General features: G+C 58.0%; 19 protein-coding genes. 8 read left to right on the top strand and 11 right to left on the bottom strand.

The window, feature by feature from the left end:
* Positions 1-19 precede the first annotated feature (19 nt).
* From IM304_RS13250 to IM304_RS13235, 4 genes are read left to right on the top strand one after another with little or no spacing between them, the layout of a single operon-like run.
* Positions 20-697: a molecular chaperone gene (locus IM304_RS13250; RefSeq protein ID WP_193355408.1), complete on the top strand. Its 678-nt coding sequence runs from the start codon at positions 20-22 to the stop codon at positions 695-697.
* 23 nt (positions 698-720) lie between these two features.
* Positions 721-3246 (top strand): fimbria/pilus outer membrane usher protein, encoded by a 2526-nt coding sequence (locus tag IM304_RS13245; RefSeq protein ID WP_193355409.1) that lies wholly within the window; start codon positions 721-723, stop codon positions 3244-3246.
* Positions 3237-3755 carry a fimbrial protein gene (locus tag IM304_RS13240; RefSeq protein ID WP_193355410.1) on the top strand — a complete coding sequence of 173 codons (519 nt, stop codon included), beginning with the start codon at positions 3237-3239 and terminating at the stop codon, positions 3753-3755. Before IM304_RS13245 ends, IM304_RS13240 begins: the two co-directional genes overlap by 10 nt.
* Positions 3755-4765 (top strand): fimbrial protein, encoded by a 1011-nt coding sequence (locus IM304_RS13235; RefSeq protein ID WP_193355411.1) that lies wholly within the window; start codon positions 3755-3757, stop codon positions 4763-4765. Before IM304_RS13240 ends, IM304_RS13235 begins: the two co-directional genes overlap by 1 nt.
* A 2-nt stretch (positions 4766-4767) precedes the next feature.
* Here IM304_RS13235 and IM304_RS13230 read toward each other — a convergent pair whose 3' ends face one another.
* Positions 4768-5292 (bottom strand): lipocalin family protein, encoded by a 525-nt coding sequence (locus IM304_RS13230; protein WP_148420422.1) that lies wholly within the window; start codon positions 5290-5292, stop codon positions 4768-4770.
* 117 nt (positions 5293-5409) lie between these two features.
* On the opposite strand from IM304_RS13230, the gene IM304_RS13225 reads away from it, so the two are divergent.
* From IM304_RS13225 to IM304_RS13210, 4 genes are all read left to right on the top strand, one after another.
* A complete protein-coding gene (locus IM304_RS13225; protein ID WP_148420421.1) occupies positions 5410-6135 on the top strand; it encodes a MerR family transcriptional regulator in 726 nt (241 codons plus the stop codon).
* A gap of 101 nt (positions 6136-6236) precedes the next feature.
* Complete coding sequence (gene uraH / locus IM304_RS13220) at positions 6237-6647, top strand: hydroxyisourate hydrolase (RefSeq protein ID WP_148420420.1); 411 nt, start codon at positions 6237-6239, stop codon at positions 6645-6647.
* A gap of 102 nt (positions 6648-6749) precedes the next feature.
* A complete protein-coding gene (locus IM304_RS13215; RefSeq protein WP_176609087.1) occupies positions 6750-7709 on the top strand; it encodes a DUF523 and DUF1722 domain-containing protein in 960 nt (319 codons plus the stop codon).
* Positions 7710-7854: 145 nt separating this feature from the next.
* Positions 7855-8943: an AAA family ATPase gene (locus IM304_RS13210; RefSeq protein ID WP_176609088.1), complete on the top strand. Its 1089-nt coding sequence runs from the start codon at positions 7855-7857 to the stop codon at positions 8941-8943.
* 28 nt (positions 8944-8971) lie between these two features.
* On the opposite strand, the gene IM304_RS13205 is transcribed toward IM304_RS13210, so the two are convergent.
* The 10 genes from IM304_RS13205 to IM304_RS13160 all read right to left on the bottom strand — a co-directional run bounded on the left by IM304_RS13205 (position 8972) and on the right by IM304_RS13160 (position 20291).
* Positions 8972-9925, bottom strand: a complete 954-nt coding sequence (locus IM304_RS13205; protein ID WP_193355412.1) for a GlxA family transcriptional regulator — start codon at positions 9923-9925, stop codon at positions 8972-8974.
* Between the two features lie 25 nt (positions 9926-9950).
* The gene (locus IM304_RS13200; RefSeq protein ID WP_193355413.1) at positions 9951-10730 is read right to left on the bottom strand and encodes an MBL fold metallo-hydrolase; all 780 of its coding nucleotides are present in this window, start codon (positions 10728-10730) and stop codon (positions 9951-9953) included.
* A gap of 89 nt (positions 10731-10819) precedes the next feature.
* Entirely contained in the window at positions 10820-12070 is a 1251-nt protein-coding gene (locus IM304_RS13195) for an HlyD family secretion protein (RefSeq protein WP_148420415.1), read from the bottom strand.
* 6 nt (positions 12071-12076) lie between these two features.
* The gene (locus tag IM304_RS13190; RefSeq protein WP_193355414.1) at positions 12077-12826 is read right to left on the bottom strand and encodes a hypothetical protein; all 750 of its coding nucleotides are present in this window, start codon (positions 12824-12826) and stop codon (positions 12077-12079) included.
* Positions 12823-14919: a peptidase domain-containing ABC transporter gene (locus tag IM304_RS13185; RefSeq protein WP_193355415.1), complete on the bottom strand. Its 2097-nt coding sequence runs from the start codon at positions 14917-14919 to the stop codon at positions 12823-12825. The genes IM304_RS13190 and IM304_RS13185 overlap by 4 nt, the downstream gene beginning before the upstream one ends.
* 67 nt (positions 14920-14986) lie before the next feature.
* Positions 14987-15172 carry a hypothetical protein gene (locus IM304_RS13180; RefSeq protein ID WP_148420412.1) on the bottom strand — a complete coding sequence of 62 codons (186 nt, stop codon included), beginning with the start codon at positions 15170-15172 and terminating at the stop codon, positions 14987-14989.
* A gap of 23 nt (positions 15173-15195) precedes the next feature.
* A complete protein-coding gene (locus IM304_RS13175) occupies positions 15196-15390 on the bottom strand; it encodes a hypothetical protein (RefSeq protein WP_013094846.1) in 195 nt (64 codons plus the stop codon).
* A gap of 73 nt (positions 15391-15463) precedes the next feature.
* Positions 15464-16117, bottom strand: coding sequence for a hypothetical protein (locus IM304_RS13170; RefSeq protein ID WP_148420411.1), 654 nt, complete (start codon positions 16115-16117; stop codon positions 15464-15466).
* Positions 16118-16123: 6 nt separating this feature from the next.
* Positions 16124-17719 (bottom strand): receptor, encoded by a 1596-nt coding sequence (locus tag IM304_RS13165; protein WP_193355416.1) that lies wholly within the window; start codon positions 17717-17719, stop codon positions 16124-16126.
* Positions 17697-20291, bottom strand: a complete 2595-nt coding sequence (locus tag IM304_RS13160) for a CS1-pili formation C-terminal domain-containing protein (RefSeq protein ID WP_193355417.1) — start codon at positions 20289-20291, stop codon at positions 17697-17699. The genes IM304_RS13165 and IM304_RS13160 overlap by 23 nt, the downstream gene beginning before the upstream one ends.
* Position 20292: the final 1 nt, after the last annotated feature.

Raw genomic sequence — 20292 nt, 5'->3', positions numbered from 1 at the left:
AGCTTTCAGGAGACGCACAATGCGCGTAAACACATGGATTTGCCTGGCTGGAACGTTATGTTCAACCGCCGCGTATGCCGGCGGCGTGGGATTAGGCGCAACGCGACTGGTCTACTCCGGCGCGGCAACGCAGACAATGCTGCAGGTGAGAAATACCCATCCTGACGCCACGTTCCTGATCCAGTCGTGGATGGAGGACGAAAAAGGCAGCCGTACCCGCGATTTCGTCATCACGCCTCCGCTGTACGTCATGAAGCCCGCCAGCGAAAGCGCGGTGAAAATCATGTTTAACGGCAACGCCCTGCCTGCTGATCGCGAAACGCTTTACTGGATGACGGTTAAAGCTATCCCACAGCAGGTAAAAAACGGCTCCGGCAACTCGCTGCAATTTGCGTCGGCCAACCGCATCAAGGTTTTTTATCGCCCGGAAGGGCTGGCTGAAGGCGTTGGTGATGGCTGGAAAAAGCTGGCCGGTGCGTATCGCGCGGGGAAGGTCACGCTTACCAACCCGACGCCGTACTACCTCACCACCATTAACGTGAAAATCGACGGCAGGCCGGTGAAGCCCGTCATGGTGCCGCCGAAGGCCAGCGTGATGCTGGCGGAAACCTTCAGCCACGCGAGCAGCATGAGCTATCAGACCATTAACGATTATGGGGCATGGACGCCTGTGACCCGCACCACGTTATCCCAATAATAAAAACAGTAAGGCGTGACCACATGAAAACAAAAATCCTGTGCGCCACGGTAATCGCCCTGGTGATTCGGCAAGCCGCGGCTGCTGAAAGCGAGCTGCAGTTTAACCCCGCGTTTCTCAACGGCGAGAGCGCAAACGGCGCCGATCTCGCCTGGGTGAACGCCGGCAGCGCGCTGCCTCCGGGCGATTACAACCTCAACGTGTATATCAACACCCGGTACGCCTTCACAGGGAATGTCACGTTCCGTGCTGCTGAAAACAGATCGGGCGAAGCTCTGCCGTGCCTTACGCCAGAGCAGTTCGCCGCGCTTGGGATTGAAAGCCTTCAGGAAAAAGGGGATGCGCCTTCGCCTGCCCGGGGCTGCATTTTTGTCACCCGGTCAGTTGCCGATGCCCGGTTCGATTTTGACCAGAAAACCCTCACCCTCAGCTTTACCGTGCCGCAAAGCGCGATGCGCAACGTGCCGCGCGGGTACGTCAGCCCCGAGAGCTGGGAATCAGGAATCCCTGCCGCATGGCTGAACTACGTGGTCAACGGCGCGAATAATGAATACCGGGGCGAGACGCGCACGCGGGAACAGCAGCTGTTCGTCAGCCTCAACAGCGGCGCCAACCTTGGCGCATGGCGGCTGCGTGATTTCACCACGTGGACCAAAGAGGGTAACGAACTGACCCACGTGCAGACCTGGCTACAGCGGGATATCCGCGCCCTGCGCGCTCAGATCTATGCGGGGGAAACGTACACCTCATCGCAGGTGTTCGACGCCGTTGGCCTGCGTGGGGTAGCCCTGAAGACCGATGACAATATGCTACCCGCCAGCCTGAGCGGGTACGCCCCTGAAGTGCGCGGCATCGCGCGCAGCAACGCCACGGTGACGGTTCGCCAGAACGGCAACATCATCTATCAAACCTCCGTTCCGCCGGGGGCCTTTGTGCTGAAAGATCTCTATCCGACCTCTTCCGGCGGCGATCTCGCGGTCACCATTCAGGAGAGCGACGGCAGCCAGACGCGGTATACCCTGCCCTTTGCCAGCGTGCCAAATCTGGTGCGTAACGGTCAGGTGAAATATGCCCTGGGAGCGGGGAAATACCGTCCGGTGGGCAATCAGATCTCGCCCTCCTTCGGCCAGGGCGAGCTGTTTTTGGGCTGGCGATATGGCCTCACGTTTTATGGCGGGGCGCAGTTTTCCGATCGCTATCGCGGCCTGGCCTTCGGGATCGGGCAGAACCTTGGCCGCTTTGGCGCGTACTCTCTCGATCTGACCCATGCCAGGAGCCAGCTTGCCGATAATCAGCGCTACACCGGCGATTCGGTGCGCCTGCGGTACAGCAAGCTGCTGAACAATACCGGTACGCGGATCAACTTCTTCTCGCTGCGGTACTCAACGGAAGGGTTTTATACCCTCAGCGATACCGCGTGGAAGAGCATGGCGGGGGGAGCGCCGAAGCAGACCGTGGAAGCGGATGGCACCGTCACCACCCACTACGATTCGGTGTACAACCTGCATATGGCGCGTAAAGCCAAAAACCAGCTGCTGGTGTCGCAGCCGATGGGCGAGTACGGCTCGCTGTCGCTGTCATGGGATCAACAAACCTACTGGAACACGTCGAAAACCACGCAAAGTTTGCAGTTCGCGTGGAACGCTACGTTTCGTAACCTGTCGCTTGGCATCAGCGCTCAGCGAAGCTCGAGCCTGTACGACAGCAGGAAAGATAACCTCCTGGCGCTGTCCCTTTCGGTACCGCTGGGCAACCCGGCGCTGTCGACGCGTCTTCGCTTTACCGCCACCCATGCGGACCCGGCCGGCACTACCGCCAGTACAGGCGTGAGCGGATATCTGCCGGGGCAGGAGAACCTCTTTTATAGCGTCAACCAGCGCTACAGCGCGCAGCAGCACTACGGCGGCGATGCCGCGCTGCAGTATGAAGGCGCATGGGGAGACTATAACCTGGGCTACAGCTACGCCGGCGACTCCCGCAACCTCAGCTACGGAATGCGCGGCGGCGCGGTACTGCATGAAGATGGTCTGACGCTAAGCCAGCCGCTCGGGAACACCAATATTCTGGTGAAAGCACCGGGAGCCGGCAACGTCACCGTGCTCAACCACAGGGGCATTAAAACCGACAGCCGGGGCTATGCGGTGATCCCCTACGCCACGCCGTACCGCGTCAATCAGGTTGCGCTGGATGTCACAACCGCTGGCAGCGACGTGGAGCTGGAGAACGCCATCGTCAACAAAACGCCGACCGACGGGGCGCTGGTTCGCGCCACCCTCACCACGCGTCAGGGGGCTAAAGCGATGCTGATCGTGCGCCATGCGAAGGACGTGCTCCCGTTCGGCACGCTGGTCTCATCAGAGGATAACTACGCCAGCGGTATCGTCGGCGATGGCGGCAGCCTGTATCTGACCGGCCTGTCAGCAAAAGGAACCTTAAACGCCGCGTGGGGACGCGGCAGCGGCCAGCGCTGCACCATTCACTACGCGCTGAACGCGCAGAATTATAACGCCCGCACCGGGCTTTATTCACAGGAGGTGGTATGTCAGTAACCGTCCGGTTTATTTATCTGGCCCTGATGCTGCCGATCGCCGTTCCGGTGCGCGGCTATGACGTGCTGGTCTCCGTTACCGGCAGCGTCATCGGTAATACCTGCATCGTCGCGGAAGCGTCGAAGGAGCAAAACGTGCCGCTGGGCACTCCCGGCATCAAACAGTTCAGCGAGACGGGCGCGGTCAGCAACGTCAAAACGCCCTTCGCGCTCAGGCTTGAGGAGTGCGGGCCGACCTTTGCCGGAGTAAAAATTCGCTTCAGCGGCAGCCCGGATAGCGAGAACCCGCAGCTGTTGAAGATTGCCGACGGCGGCGCGACCGGCGTGGCGGTGCAGATCCTCGACCGCGACGGCGTACCGATCCCGCTGGACACGCAAACCCGCACCTACGGCGCGGCGGGCGATGAAAGCGTGAACATGACGTTTTATGCACGGCTGGTCGCGACCGGCGCCCCCGTAACGGTCGGCGACGTTTCCGCCGTGGCTACCTGGACTACGGAGTATCAATAATGCGTATTTTTCTGACGATCGGCTGGCTGCTGGCGTCGACCAGCGCGCTCGCAATGGAGTGGAAATCAGATATCGTGCTGTCGCCCCAGCCGATGACCTACAGCGGCCCGGCGGACTCCATCACGCCGGGTAAAATCATCGGCTCAACGTGGAGCGCCACGGCGAATGTCCAGGAGGTCTTCTGGTGTGGACTGGTGTTTACCTGTAACAAAGGCACGCTGGAGCCGGGAAGTGGCGCCATATCAAGCGGCATGACGGTCACCGTGGACGGGGCAAATTACACCATTTTTGAAACCGGCGTGCCCGGCGTGGGGTACATCATCGGGCTGAAGGACTTCAACGGTACCACCTGGGTACCGCTGCAAACCGGCGTCACCCAGAGCTATCCCGCAGACGGCACCAACGGCTATGCCACCTCTTTGGGCTGGTCGGCAAAAGTGACCTTTATCAAGACCGGTACCGCCCTGAAATCCGGCGTTTATCAGACCGGCACCCTCAACGCGGCGATCCTGACGGCCTACAACAACGAAGTGAAAACCGCGCAGGTGATCATCAACCCTACCACCATCACGGTGACGGCAAGCGGCTGCACGGTGGGGGCAAAAAGCGCCAACGTTGAGCTGGGCGCCATTGACGTCCACACCCTGCCCGTGGTTGGCAGCACCTCGCCGTCGGGGGAGTTTACCGTCAGCCTGAGCTGCGATGAGAACGTGGCGGTTAACGCCGTCATGACCGATCAGACCACGCCGTCAAACACCTCATCGGTCGTGTCGTTGACCGGAGACTCCACGGCCTCCGGCATCGGGGTGCAGTTTTACTATAACGGCACCGGGCCGCTGACGATGGGGCCGGACAGCTCGGCCGCGGGCACGGTGGGGCAGTTTTATATCCAGACCACCGGTGCGGCACAAACGCTGTCGCTGCCGTTCCAGGCGCAGTATATCCGAACCGGAGAACTGGTCCCCGGCTCGGCTAACGCGCTGGCGAGCATCACCTTTTCGTATCAGTAGGCTCAGTGCTTAACCCACACCAGCTGATCGACCCGGAAGCCCAGACTGCGTGCGGTATTCAGGTAGTCCTGTTTTACCGCATCCGGGATGGTCGGGGTGCGCGATAAAATCCACAGGTAGTCGCGGTTCGGGCCGCTGACCAGCGCATACTGGTACTTATCGTCCAGCCTGATCACGTTATAGCCGCCGTAGAACGGGCCGAAGAACGATACCTTCAGCGCGGCCGTGGTCGGCTCGCCGGTAAAGTAGGCTTTACCTTCGCTCTCGTTCCACTTGTTCTTCACCGGATCGTAGCCGCGGTTAAGCACGCTGATGCCGCCGTCGCTGCGCTTGCCGTAAGTCGCAGTGACCTGTTCCAGACCGCGCTCGAAGCGGTTTTCCAGTCGGGCGACTTCATACCATTTGCCGAGATAGCGGCTGGCATCGAAGCCTGAGATGGGCTGCACGCCTTTCGGCGGCGTGGGAGATTTACAGGCAACCAGCGTCAGCGCAATGGCGACACCGGTAACAACAGGCCATAGCCTCATGAGAGCTCCTTTCTTTTACGCGGTTGGAAGTTAAGTGTAGTGCACCGGTGCGGTGCTTCATCTCATCATCAAATATTCGTAGTATATTGAGATTATTCCTTCTCTTCGGATGCAGACATGGCTTACTCCATCGGCGAATTCGCCAGACTCAGCGGCATCACCGCCACCACGCTGCGGGCGTGGCAGCGCCGCTATGGTTTACTCAAGCCAGAGCGCACGGACGGCGGCCATCGCCAGTACAGCGACGAGGACGTTCAGCAGGCGTTAAAAATCCTCGACTGGGTGAAAAAAGGCGTCCCCATCGGCCAGGTAAAATCGCTGCTGGAGCGCCCCGTCCCGCGTCGCGCCAACAACTGGCAAACCCTGCAACAGACCATGATGCAAAAATTGCAGGAGGGAAAAATCGAATCCCTGCGTCAGATGATTTACGACGCCGGACGCGAATACCCTCGGCCGGAGCTGGTGGCTAACGTGCTGCGTCCGTTGCGCAGCCAGATATCAGCCAACGTCGCCGCCGCCATGACCCTGCGCGAGATCCTCGACGGGATTATCATCGCCTACACCTCGTTTTGCCTTGAGGGCGACAAAAAAGCGCCGGGCGATAACGTTCTCATCAGCGGCTGGTACCTCAACGACCCGTGTGAAATCTGGCTCGAAGCGTTAACGCGCACCGGCCAGGGCCACCGCATCGACATCCTGCCGGTTCCCCCTGCCGCGCTGGCACCGGAAATTTTCCCGGATCGCAAATGGCTGCTGGTCACCAGCGGCAAACTCACCGCCGCGCGGAAAAAACAGGTCGCGCAGTGGCAACAGCAGGTTTCCCTTGAGGTAATTATCCTCTGATTATTTTCTGCTGTGGCAAACTTCACGAAAAGTTGAATATTTTTCCGCGCAGCGAGTGCTAACGTTTTCCTGTCACCCATTACACACAACAGGAAAACGCGATGAAAAAAACACTCCCACTGCTGATGCTTTCTACCCTGGCCTTCGCCCCTGCCGCCTTCAGCGCCCCGGCAGGCACGCTCAGCGTGCACGTCCTTGACCAGCAAACCGGTATGCCGCCATCGGACGTTACCGTCACGCTTGAGAAGCAGCAGCAGGACAAGTGGACCCCGATTGCCAGCGGTAAAACCGACCACGACGGCCGTATCAAATCACTCTATCCGCAGGATCGGGATATGGAGCCTGGCGTGTATAAAGTGACCTTCAAAACCGCCGATTACTTCCACGGTAAAAAGCTGGAAACGTTCTTCCCGGAAGTTCCGGTTCTGTTCACCGTGACGCGTACTAACGAAAAGCTGCACATCCCGCTTCTGCTCAGCCAGTACGGTTACTCGACCTACAAGGGCAGCTAATTGCCTTTGATTTTAAAGGCTATTAAAAAATAATTCCGCCAATACTTGGACAAATACTCATTGTTGTGTAACTTTTAGATATGAGATCGGGAGGTGCACACCATGACAACAAAACCTGTGCTGGGTATTAGCGGATGTTTGACCGGCTCCGCCGTTCGCTTTGACGGCGGGCATAAGCGTATGGGCTTTGTAATGGACGAGCTGGCCCAGTGGGTCACTTTCCGCCCCGTTTGCCCCGAGATGGCCATCGGTCTGCCTACGCCTCGTCCGGCGCTGCGCCTGATCATGACCACTAGCGGCGAGACAGAAATGCGTTTTAGCAAAGCGCCGCACGATGACGTTACGCAAAAAATGGCCGACTTCACGCGCGATTATCTGCCAAAAATCGGCGATTTGTCCGGTTTTATCGTCTGTGCAAAATCACCGAGCTGCGGCATGGAGCGCGTGCGGCTGTATGATGAAAACGGCAACCGGGGCCGCAAGGAGGGCGTCGGGCTGTTCACCGCCGCTCTCCTTGAATCCTGGCCGTGGCTGCCCGTGGAGGAGGATGGTCGACTGCACGATCCGGTGCTGCGGGAAAACTTTGTTGAGCGCGTCTTCGCCCTCCACGAGCTGAACGTGCTGCGTAAAAATGGCCTGACGCGCCGCGCCCTGCTGGACTTCCACAGCCGCTATAAGCTTCAGCTTCTGGCGCATCATCAGGCAGGCTACCGTGAAATTGGCCCGTTTGTGGCATCGCTGCACGAGTGGGACGATCTGGACGCGTTTTTCGTGGCGTATCGCGAAAAGCTGATGACGATCCTGAAAAAGCCCGCGTCACGTAAAAATCACACTAACGTGCTGATGCACATTCAGGGCTATTTCCGTAACCAGCTGAACAGCCGCCAGCGCGGTGAGCTGCGTGACGTGATCCTGCACTACCGCGACGGACTGCTGCCGATCCTCGCGCCGCTAACGCTGCTGAAACATTATCTGGCCGAATACCCTGACCGGTATCTGATGACGCAAAACTACTTTGATCCCTATCCTGATGATTTGGGTCTGCGTCTGGCCGTAACCTGATAATAAAGAAGCGAAGGCCCCGTTGACCCACAGAGGCCCAAAGCCGTACCCCGTTTAGACGACACCTCATTGTCGTCTTTTTTTTGCACTCCGCGCAAAACACTGTAACTATATACAGGTTAAGACAGCACCGCGGAGTAAACCGATGATCAACACCCTGCATATTCAAAACTACCGCTCGATTCGCGACATGTCGCTGGAGCTGGAGCAGCTCAACATTGTTTTCGGCCCCAACGGCACCGGGAAATCCAATATTTATAAGGCGATTTACCTGATGCACAGCGCGGCGCAGGGGCAATTTTCCCAGGCACTGGCGAACGAGGGGGGCATTTTGAAGGTGTTCTGGGCGGGTCAAACCCGTAGCGATCGGCTGCGGCGCATGAACCTGGCGGTGGAAACCGAAACCTATGAGTACGAACTCCAGGTCGGGTTTGTGGAAAAGCTGCCTTACCCCTCGCAGTTTCAGCTCGATCCGGTGATCAAAGAGGAGTCTATCTGGCTGAGCGGCCAGCACCGTCGCCCGTCGTCACAGCTGATGAAGCGCAGAAATCAGGCGGTCTTCCTCAATAACGTTCATCATGAAAAAGTGACCCACAGCGGCACGCTGTATGAGAACGAATCGGTATTCGGGCAGCTCGGTGAACCGCACCTCTACCCGGAAGTGTCGCAGATGCGCGAGTCCCTGCGTAACTGGCGCTTTTATCATGAGTTTTCCGTCTCATCCGGCTCGGCGATCCGCGCGCCGCAGGTGGGCTTCCGCTCCCCGGTGCTGGCCAGCGACGGCGCGAACCTTGCCGCCGCGTTTCAGACCATTGTCGAAATCGGCGACGAACTGCTGCTGATGCGCATCCTCGACCAGGCCTTCCCCGGCTGTGTGTTTTACAGCGACAACACCGGCGGACGCTTTCGCATGATGATGCAGCGCGAGGGCTTAAGCCGCCCGCTGGAACCGGCAGAGTTTTCCGACGGCACCCTGCGCTTCCTGTGCCTGGCGGTGGCGTTACTCAGCCCGCGGCCACCGGCCTTTATCGCCCTCAACGAGCCGGAAAACAGCCTTCACCCGCAAATGCTGCCCGCGCTGGCAAGCCTCATTGCCGAGGCCAGCCGCTACTCGCAGATCTGGCTCACCAGCCACTCGCCGCAGCTGGCACAGTTAATTGAAAAGCACCGGTCATTTTCGCTGTATCAGCTGTCGATGGTGGAGGGCGAAACGCGGATGGAGCGGTTGGGGTAGTTGCCAGGAGACGTTACGTTTACCTGGCCTACAGGCGAGTGCGGAACGTCTTACGCCACTCCGCCGGACTGACGCCAAAGCGCGCCTTAAACTGCTGCCGGTACGTCACCGCGGATAAAAACCCTACCTGCTCGGCGACGTTTTCGATGGGCAGATTGCCGGACTCCAGCAGGATCTGGCTGCGCCGCAGGCGCTCGGCGGTAAGCCAGTCGGCCACGCTCATCCCCGTGGCCTTGCTGAAATGGCGGGTCAGCGTCCGGCGGCTCATCGAGACGATTTCCGCCAGCGAATCCAGATTGTGCGGTTCGGCAATGTGCTGCTGGAGGTAGTCAATCAGACAGTTGATCCGCCCGTCGCGGGTATCCTTCGGCACCGGCTGCGCAATAAACTGCGCCTGCCCGCCCTCGCGGTGCGGCGGCACGATCATCCGGCGGGCAATCTGATTGGCGACCACGCTGCCAAAGCGCTGGCGGATGATATACAAACAGCAGTCCAGCGCGGCGGCGGTACCCGCAGAGGTAATAATATTGCCGTCAGCAACATAGAGGGCGTTGATATCCAGCCGGACCTGCGGAAAGAGCGACTGAAACTGGCGTTCAAACTCCCAGTGGGTGGCGGCCCGCTTGCCATCAAGGATGCCCGCATAGCCCAGCACGAACGCGCCCAGGCACAGCCCGACGATTTCTGCCCCGTTGTTTCGGGCCTGAATCAGGCTGTCGATCAAGGCCTGGGGCGGACGTTCAAGAACGTGCTGCCAGTAAGGCACCACCACGATATCCGCTTGCCCCAGGGCAGTAAAATCCTGCGTCGCATTCAGTGCAAAACCGTCATTTGAGGTCAACATGCCGGGTTTTTCGGCGCAAATTGTCACGTTAAAGCGCTTTTCACCCGACACCGTATCGCCGAACAGAATGCAGGGAACGGAGTAGTGGAACGGACTAAACCCGTCCACCGCGACGATAGCAACGTTGATGAGTGGCATCTGTCTCTCCTTTCCCTTAAGAGGCTCAGAATATAACGGTTTCGCCGTCCTGGGGAATGCTTACCGCGTCACCGATCTGATTGGCTTCAGCGTACTCGCGCAGCGCGCGGCGGGTCAGCAGGCAATGGTTGATGGCCTCCATATGGGTCGCCACAATTTTCGCCTGAGGCAGCAGAAAATGCACGTTAAGCAGGTCTTCCTGCCCCATGATGATCGGCCCAAAGCCGATGACGTGGGCATAACCGGCGTTGAGCACGACGACATCCGGCTGGTGCTTTTGCAGATCGGCCGCAACCTCATCGCGCCAGATCGTATCTCCGGCAATATAGAGCGTTTTTTCGTCGGGATGGCGTAATACCACTCCGCAGGCTTCGCCCAGCCGTTCCGCCAGCTCCGGAACGGCGTAGGCGCGATCGGTTCCGTGCTGGCCGCCGTGGGTTTTCGCTATGCGGATATCGCCAAACGACGTTTCATCGGTCATGACCGTCAGGTTGTTAAATCCCTGGCCGCGCAGCAGCGCGGCGTCGCTATCATTTTGCACGTAGATCGGCTTATCTTTGGCGATCAGCTCAACGGCGTGCCGATCCCAGTGATCGTCATGAGTATGGGTGACGATCACGGCGTCGGCATCCAGCAGCGTATGAACGTCGACCGGAAGCTCGACCATCGGGTTGCGAATATCCGCGCGCGCCGTGCCGGGAAAGCCCGGATAAGCGCCCTTCGGGGCCAGCATCGGATCGATTAAAAAACGTTTTCCCGCATAGGTAATCAGCTGGGTGGCATTGCGTATTTGGGTGATGTTCATGGGCTATCCTCCGGTTGGTATGAGAAGGAGAATAGCCGCATGCTGTCGTTTAAAATGTGGGTTACAGGGCGATGATCGATGAAATCGGGTCAATCGATAAACCGCTTGCGCACCCTTTCCAGCGGAGCAATCAGCAGATTGATAAGCGGCTTACGATCGATAACGATATCGGCGTTAACCGTCATCCCGCCCATCAGCATGCGCTTTTTCTTGTCCGGATCGGTAAACCAGGAGGGAACGCGCACTTTGGCCAGGTAGTAGTTTTGCCCTTCCTGCAGCGGGATCAGCGCCGAATGGGCATCAATGTTTACCTCATAGAAATCGGACAGCGTTGCCTCCACCGATCCGTATTTGTCCACGGGCCAGGAGTCAAAGCGCAGCTTGACCTTATCGCCTTTCGCCACGCGCCCCACCCCCGTTGCCGGAACATAAAGGTACCCCTCCATCGTGGCCGCGGTATTTTTACGGATCACCACCACCACCTCGCTGTTTTGCGTAATGGCCCGGCCGGGCGGGAAGTTAATCGCCACCACGTAGCCATCCGCAGGGGCAAGCATGGCCATGGTCGAACTGCCCCGGCTGGACAGGTTACGGTCGATTTCGCTGATGCGGTTTTTCACGTACAGCTGCTCCTCGCTCAGGGAGTCGATTTGCGACTGGGTACTGTCGGTCAGGCTGGTTTTGCGCGCCTCAAGCTCAAGGATCGTGCTCTCCTCCAGCGTCAGGTTGAGCTGCGCGTTGAGCACATCGTTGTGGCTTTTATCGAGGTCCACTTTAGAAACATAGCCCTTTCCGGAGACGGATTTCCACGCCTGGTAGGTGTCGGTGCTGTTTTTAAGCAGCGCGCGCAGCTTTTTCACCTTATCGCGTGAAACGGCTATCTGCCGGTCGGTAAGGCTCAGCTGCTGGGCCAGGTTTTTGCGGTACGACGCAATAGAATCCTCAATAGCCTGAATGCGCTGCTCGCTGCGCTTTTTCTCGGCTTCCATCTGCTGGCGGTCAAACTGCACCACCGAGCCCTGCTTGCCGCCGTAGTCCTGCGACACGGTGAACAGCGGATCGTTTTCCTTCACGTACTGGCCCGGGCGTACGGCAAAATCAACCAGCGTACCGGACTCCCGGGCGCGCACTTCGACATCGCCCTGCGCCGGGATCAGCACACCGCGAGCCAGCGTGGTTTCCGAAAAATTAAAGACAATCGCAAAGACCAGCAGGCAGAGGAAAAAGGAGATGAACAGCGCCAGCACGGTTTTCAGCCGCGGCGCGTTGATGTGGTAACTTTTTGAGAAGTGGTGCGGGATCAGCGCCCGACGCTGTCGGCTTCGGTTTTTTAATTTCACGATATGTCATCCATGATAAATCACTGAAAGATCGTCCCAGGCACTCCAGAGCGTGGGGGTTTTGCGCAGCGCGTTTAGCGTGTCGGTGGCCGCCTGACGGTAATCCTCCGGCGCATACGCCTGGCTTTCCAGCGCAAATTCCGCCGAGTGCAGCGAGCAGACGGGCAGAAGCGTGCGGATACGGTAGCCATAGCGCGATAAAAAACGCGTTGAGACATCCGTTAACCCTGCCTTTTGATCGCCCGCCTGAGTCATAAACAGCGGCGCGTCCGGCAGGCGTTCGTCCATCAACAGCACCGTCACCAGGCGATGGGGGGCGAAAAACGAACCGGCGCGCCGTTCTTCATGTGCCGCCATGAGCTTATGCAGCGCGGGGTGGCGGGTAATAAACTGAAAGCGTACATCCTCTGGCGCGGTGGCGAGCAGCGCATCCACGATCAGACCAAAGCCCGCCCAGCGCATCCCCAGAAGCAGGGTGCGGGGCGAGCTGTAGAACGCCTGCGCCTGCGTCCACTGCGCGACATAGGCGTGCAGATCGAAGCGGACGTTGCGCCGCCATAGCGCGGGCGGAAAGATCTGCTCCACGAAGTTAAAACCGCTCAGCTCATGGGCGTTCTGGTGCAGGAAATCAGCCGGGACGTCGGCCTCCGGGCGGCGCATAAACTGGCTGTAGTTTTGGGCGATCCGGTTTGCCAGTAGGGTGCGCCCGGCCTGGCGCGCGCAGAGCCGGGCATAGAGGCGCGGCAGAAACATCATTGCTCACTCTCCCGCAGGGTTCCGTTTTCCATGGTATAGAGACGCCCGTGGCAGCCCACCACATCCGGCGAGTGGGTGACAAACACCAGGCCAATCCCCAGGCTTCGCAGGTTCGCCAGCACCTTTTGCGCGGTCGTCTTATCCAGGTTCGCCGTCACTTCGTCGCAGAGCAGCAGCTTAGGCTGGCTGTACAGGGCGCGCGCCAGAACCAGCCGCTGCATCTCCCCGGCGGAGAAAAAGGTGTTCCCCGGCAGCATTTCCGTTTCGTAGCCGTGCGGCAGACGGGCAACGACGTGGTCCACCTCAGCCAGCCGGCACGCGGCAATGACCTGATCTTTATCCGGCGCGCTGTCAAAGCAGGCGATGTTGTCCAGAATCGAGCCGGTGAAGAGAATATCGTCCGCATGTACGATGCGGATATGCTGGCGCAGCGAGGAGAGATCGCACTCCTCAACGGGGATCTTATTGATCCGCAGCGTGCCTGACGACGCCAGCAGCATGCCGGAGATCAAACGCAGCAGCGTGGTTTTCCCCGACCCGCTCTGGCCGACAATGACCGCCTCTTCGCCCTGCTGCAGGGTCATATTGATATGCTGTAGCGTGGCCTCCCGGCCAGGATAGGCAAATGACACGTCCTCAAACTGCAGACAGACCGGCGAGGTCACTATCCGCTTACCAAACTGGCTGGTCTCTGAAGGGGCGAACAGCAGGTCGCCCACGCGATCCAGCGGCCCCTTCAGGGCATTTTTGTCCAGCAGCTTTTGCGCCACCTGCACCATGGCGTCTGAAAAATAGCGTTTGTAGCTGATATAGGCGTACAGCATCCCGATACTCATCTGCCCTTCCAGAATCAGCCACGCACCAAAGCAGACCACCAGCAGCTGTTCGGCATTGATCACCAGCAGCGAGGCCACGTCAAAGCGGGCCAGCAGCCGCTCTTTTCGCATCAGCCCGGCGATGTGTTCGCGCTGGGATTTGTCCATCACCGCGTCCCGGGCCTGCTCCATGTTGTTCGCCTTGAGCGTGATGATCCCTTTCTGCGTCTCCACCAGCAGGGATTCATACTGGGCGGTGCGCTCGATGGAGTCGTCCACCGCGCGCTGGTAAGGGCCAATCAGCGAAAAGCGGATCAGGAAAAACACGCCCATCAGCAGCATCGTCAGCACCGCAATTTTGACGTTATAGAGCAGCATAAACAGCAGGCTGGTGACGGCGATCAGGCTGGAAAAGAGAATTTGCACGTAGCCATTGCTGATGAACTCCGCGCAGGCGTGGAGCGATTTTTCAATGGCCAGCACGATGCCCGGCGGACGCGAGCGGAACCAGCTGGTCTGGGTGCGTAGCATGTAGTGCCGCACGGACTGGCTCAAGTCGTCATAAGCAATGTTACGCATCAGGATCTCAAGCAGCTGCTTGAGGAATTTACCGATGACTTCAAAGATAAAGACGATAGCGAAGATAGCGGTGAGCAATATCACCAGATCGCTGTCGCTGCGGGAAATAGCCTCATCCATGATCAGCTGTACGTAGGTGGGGCTCGCCAGCATGGTGATGAGGGTAAAAATACAGAGCACAAACAGCAGCAGCTGGCGCTGGAACAGGCTCGGAGATTTATTGGCCAGGCGCCCGAGGGTCAGCTTTTCATCCGGAGATTTCTTTTCGAAACACGGCGTGGGCTTAAGCTCAAGGACATAGCCGGAAAAGAGTTTTTCCGCCTCTTTCAGACGGTAGCGGCGCACGCCGATGGCGGGATCGTGGACGGTCACGCTGCGGCTGTCGATCTTCACGATCACCACGAAATGGTTACCGCGCCAGAAGGCGATGAGCGGCAGCTCAGACGTTTCTATTTCAGTGATTTCGCCTTTTAGCACCCGGCCGGACATATTTTTATCGCTGGCAAGGGTCATCAATTCCGCCATTGAGGTTCCCGCATCGGCGGAAACGGAAATCTCCCGGCGCAGCTGGCTGACAGAGACATGGTGCTCGTAGTGCCCCAGCACCATCGCCAGGCAGGCCAGCCCACATTCGGTAAATTCATGCTGGCGAATAACAGGAGTCTTACCCTGCTTTTTATACTGAAAGAGCGAAAACATAATTATCCGTGGCTGAAATAAAAAAATGGCCCGGCAATGCGGGCCATGCGTACAACGTTCTTCACGCTTATGCGCTGAAGAAACCGCCGATGAAGCCGCCCACCAGGCCGAATACGCCGCCGATGGTGCCGCCCAGCGCGCCTAACATCTGGCTGCCCGCGTTATAGCCTGCGCTTGCGCCCTGAATAGCGGCCGCAAACGGATCCCAACCACCGATGATGTCCTGTGCTTTTTTGAAATCGATAACTTGCATGATACTTTTCCTGTAAACGTGAATTAGTTGTAGCTACCAACCAGCGCGCCCAGGAAGCCCATTGCGCCACCCAGAATTCCGCCAACCACACCGCCAACCATGCCCATGATGCTCGCGCCGGTGTCGTAACCCAGCTGTGCACCCTTAACCAGACCAGCGAACGGGTTTAACGCGCCACCGATAATATCTTTCGCTTCTACGAATGAAATCGCTTTCATTTTTTTCTCCTGTAGTTATGGATCTTTAGCGTGTTGCTAAAGGCTAATTTCCTTTTATGAAGGAAAGCGGTTGCTACGGGCAGGTGGTAAGCGGAATGATTTTATTTCCATAAATAATCATCCGCTTTGCGGCCTGTCCGGCATTATCTATTTCCAGCCGGTGTCCCGGAGGGATATATTTTGAATTGTTATATTGCGTGCTGCATCCGACCGAGGAAACATATTTAAAATAGGTATTCCCGGTATTACTCACCACCCCGTTGCTAAACGCATAATCAAAATGTCGGGTCCATGGACGAACAATCAAAATCGCCTCAAGCGAGACCACCACATCCGACTGGATGCGCTGGCCTTTGCGCGTGACAACCTTTGCCTGGAGCGGCGTCTCGGTGAATTTTACGCGATAATATCGCTCTTTATTGTCGTGCGGGCCGGTATAGTAAAATTTAAACCCTGCCCGCTCGCCGCTCCCCAACGTTAATTGCTTTGGCGAATACATGACTTCGCCATCTTTTATTTCAGTTTCTTTTCCCTTCTCTTTGGGAACGTCTACCTGGATAAGCGAGACGGTATAATTCTGGCGCTCGCTGGTATCATTTTTTATGGGCTGAAAAACAACTTCTTTCTCAGGCAGAAAATCAATATTCAGACTTTCGATAATTAAAGCATTTGCCCCTGTGGAAATGAAGCAATTTATTGCAAAAATAGCTAGGAATTTTGCAGTCATGGTTGATTAATTCCAGGATGCACTAACATCTATTCTTCCCTGCGCGGTAACTTCGCCAAACCAGCTATTTCCGTCGTAGGTGGTTTTCGAGACCGGGTTGTCCATAACAAACTGCAACACCAGCGGCGTTTTCCATAGCCACATATCGGTCACGCCGGAGCTCATTTTGTCCCACTCATCCGGGTGCGTAGCAGGCGCGGGGATCGGCAGCACTTCGCCCTTACAGTTATGCGCCATGCTCGCCTGGCTTTTCCCCACCAGCACGTTGCCCGGAATGGGAACCGTAAAACCGTTGCCGCTGAAGGCGCAGTAGTCCACCCCGTTCAGGCTTTGGGTTGGCCCGGTTACTTTTACCGTCACCGCGATCGCCGCATCTTTTTGCGCGCCGCTGTAGGTGATGGTGTAGGGGATCTCAATCGGCGTTTCGCCTATGGTGCCTTTTCCGGAGCCGCCCAGACCGTCAGGATCGAGGGTGTAGTCCGGGTTATCGGGCACAATTTCCAGACCCGGCTCGATAGGGTTAATCACCAGTCCGCCTCCGGGCTGGAAGCAGAAATCCGCCGCCAGCGAGCTGTTGCCTGGCGTCAGGCACAGGCTGACGATATTGCCGATGCTGCTGCCGTCCCCCGCCTGCGCCACGCTCAAAATCAACGCCTTTGGCAAAAAGATCTTAAGGTACGCTTTGCCGCCGTTTTTCTGCGGCGCCGCGAGGAACGTGTTCGCCAGCACGCGCGTATCGCTCAGGATGCCGCCGGAGATGCTGTACCAGGTCTTTTCATCGAAGGTCAGCTCCGCGGCAAGCCCGGTACCGCCGTTCATGTGCGTTTGCAGCACGCTGTTTACGCGGGAGGAGGTGAGCGCCAGCCCCCCGTTGTAGCCGGAGATATCTTCACCAATAAAGGTGTACTCGAGCAGGTCGCACAGCACGCCAGACACCGTGTTACGCGTGTATTTAGTGCAGGTGGCCCCCGTCGATCCATCGATAATCGTCACTTCGCCGCTGATCGGGTCAATCCCCAGGTTAAGCGCCCTGGAGTTGGTCATCGTCAGCGTGCCCACCTTGTGAAGCGTATTGGTGGTGGTGACCTTGTTGATGGAGCTGATTTGCGGCGTGGAGGTGATGGTCACCTCATCGCCTGGCGCGGCGTTGAGCAGATAGTTGAAGAACGGATCGCCCAATACCCAGCGTCCATAAGACGTGCCGGGCTCCATCACCGGAGGCTTCACCACCATCGACGTGTCGGTATAGCTGGTCGTCGGGGTGTAGCCCGCGGTGCCGCAGGACGAACACGCTGTCCCCTTAAAGAACGGCGAGGCGCTTGAGCCGGTCACCGAAAAGTCGATGGTCAGCGCGCTGCCTGCCGGGCCGTTGAAGCTGTTGTCCGGTATGTAGGTGGCGATCCCGTTATTCGTTTTCGCGCTCAGCGTCGGCCACTCGCGCGAACCGTGTAAAAACGCGGTCGAGGTGCTGTTCAGGCTAAACAGCCCGGCGCTGTTTCCCGTGCCGTCGTTATCCGGGTTATTGATGGCGAAGTAGGGCAACTCCTGCGCACAGGCCGCCGCGCTCATCAGCAGCAAATTAAGAGCGAATATCTTTTTCATCGTCACGTTCCAGCGTTCCTTTTGCTTCCTGCCAGACGAAATCGCCTTTATTACAGGAGATGTCCCCGAGCCACAGCGCGCCGCGGTTAGACTCGATATCCAGACGCACCTCGCAGACGCTGTCGTCCGGTGTGGCAATACTCAGGACAGGGTTGTTCTTATCAACGTCAATCACAAAGCGTCCGTCGTTTTCCGTACGGGTCAGACCGACGTGGTTTTTGATTTGCGTGGCGCCAATTGGGTTACCGTTTGCATCAACGAGACGACCAAACAGGGTGACGATTTTCTTCACCTGCGGCTTCATCACCACCGTATTGCCTGGATAGACGGTGATATGGCGACGCGCGTTCGCGCCAATCTCATAGCTTTCCGTACCGGTTTCACTGTTCATCACCTCCAGGTCATAAGCCTGGTATGCCGGCAGCGACAGCCAGGTTTTATCCCCTTTGATGCGTTCCGCACGTCCATTAAGCTTCAGCGTCAGGGCTTCATCCGACTTAAGGCCGGTGCTGACGATCACCCCTGCGCTTTCGGTGCCTTTCCCGGCGGCGATCGCCTCTTTGGACCAGCCCACGCTGCCGTCGCTGGTCAGCGTGGAGTTCCAGCCTTTGCTCAAGCCGCTCTGGACGCTAAGAATGTTGCTGTTCCACGGCGTGTCGAAATTCACGCTGCCGCCGCCGCTTACGCTGCGATCCTGGCGGCTGTTGAAGGCCTTCGAGACGTTGGCCGTGGCCGACTTCAGGTAATCGCCCTCAAACTGGCGGCTGGCGCTGACGTTCAGCGCCGTACCGGTATCACGATTGTGGGAGACCCCAACCGACACGGTGTTTCCGATCGGTATGGCGAAATCGAGCATCACATAACGATCTTTCTCTTCGTAATAGCCGTCGTATTTGTTCCGCGACATCCCCACGCGCAGGCGCGCCGTGCCGTAGCGACCGGCGTAAAGCCCCTGGGAGTAATCCAGCTGGTAGCGTTTATAGCGATAAAGGTCGTCTTCCTGGCGCATCACGCTCAGGTTGCCCGCAGAGGGCAGCCCGAACGACGGCAGGCTGAACGAGGCGCCCCAGGTGTTGCCCTTGCTCTCATAGATGTCGAGGAACTTACCGCTGGAGAGCTGTTCATGTGAGTACCAGACCGAACCGATTTGCCACGGCAGGCTGAGGTTCGCGCCGTAGTTGGCGCGGTACGTCCCGTCGGACGCGGCCATGGTCTGGGTATTAACCGAGAAATAGCCCGTCAGGTTCAGGGAGGCCCACATCTCGCCGACGATGTGTTCCCGCATCATGTAGGTGGAGGCGTTCCAGTCGACCATCCCGCTGCGCTTGCTGAACGAGGCCCCCACCAGCGACATGGTGTCTTTATGTTTGGTGTCGTAATCGTAGTAGTACGTGTTGTCCTGCTCGTTTTTGCGTTTCGCGTATTTCTTATAGTTAACGACGGACTTATCGCGGCTATACATCCCGCCCCACATCTGCCAGCGCAGCGTTTCCGACACGTTGCTGGAGAACGGCTTATTTACGGTGTACATGCTGCGCGACACGGTGCGGCTGCCGCTTACCACTTCGACTTCGATGCTGTAGATCCCGTAGGGCAGGCTGCTGGTGTCAATTTCATGGTTGCCGACGTCAAAGCGCTGGATGCCGATAAGCTGCCCGTCCCGACGAATGCGGGCCTCCCCCGCCGTAGGGAAGTAGACCACTACCGGCGTCAGGGAGAGCGTGTTATCGCGCTTGCGCGAGTTGGCCTGGTTGCCCATGGAAACGCCGTAGACCTCACCGCCGGAAATACCGCTGACGCTTGCCAGGGACTGCATTGCCCAGCCGTTCAGCATGCCTGCGGCGTAGCGCATCCCCTGATAGTCGCGCTCCCACATGACCGCGTTCATCTGGGTGTCGCTGCTGCTCTCGTTGACGTAGCCAGAGCCGTCGATCAGCAGGTGATCGACGCCCATCGAGATCCAGTTTTTGGCATTCAGATAGCCGGATGACCAGCTTTCGCCGTAGCCGCTCTCGGTGTGATACGCCCCAAGGTTGTAGGAGAATGTCCCGCTCAGGTCGTCGGACGTCGGGGCATCAGTATCCACCTCACGCGGACGAATATTCACCCCGTAGTCGCTCTTCGACAGGTTCAGCAGCAGGCGCATTTTTTTCTGATCCAGCTGGAACGCTGAACCCGCGCTTACCGGAATGCGCATCTGGTCATCAAACTGCTTATCGTTAATGCTTTGCAGCAGCGTCCGCATCTCTTTTGACAGGCGGATGCCGTTATCAGACTCCTGAACCTGAACGTCCCTCAGCCCCAGCTTGCGATCTTTTGCAAAGAGCGTCACGTCACCGATACGAACGTATTCGCTCGCCGTGCCTTCGCGATTCCCTTGTTGCGCTGCATGAGGACGCGCATTCACCAGATAGACGGGAATTTTGATCCCCTGCTCCAGCAATCCATAAAGCGAGTCGGGAAAACGGTAATTAGCGATAACCACGGAGCTTGAGGCTGCGTACGCGAGCGCGGGCAGCGTGCCGGATGCGCAAGCCATCATTACCGGCAACACTAATTTATTTTTCACCATG

The sequence above is a fragment of the Enterobacter cloacae complex sp. P40C2 genome, from assembly GCF_014930695.1.
Classification (GTDB): Bacteria; Pseudomonadota; Gammaproteobacteria; order Enterobacterales; family Enterobacteriaceae; genus Enterobacter; species Enterobacter pasteurii.
The sequence above is the reverse complement of the archived record's forward strand: the minus strand, read 5'-3'. Positions and strand labels throughout refer to the sequence as shown.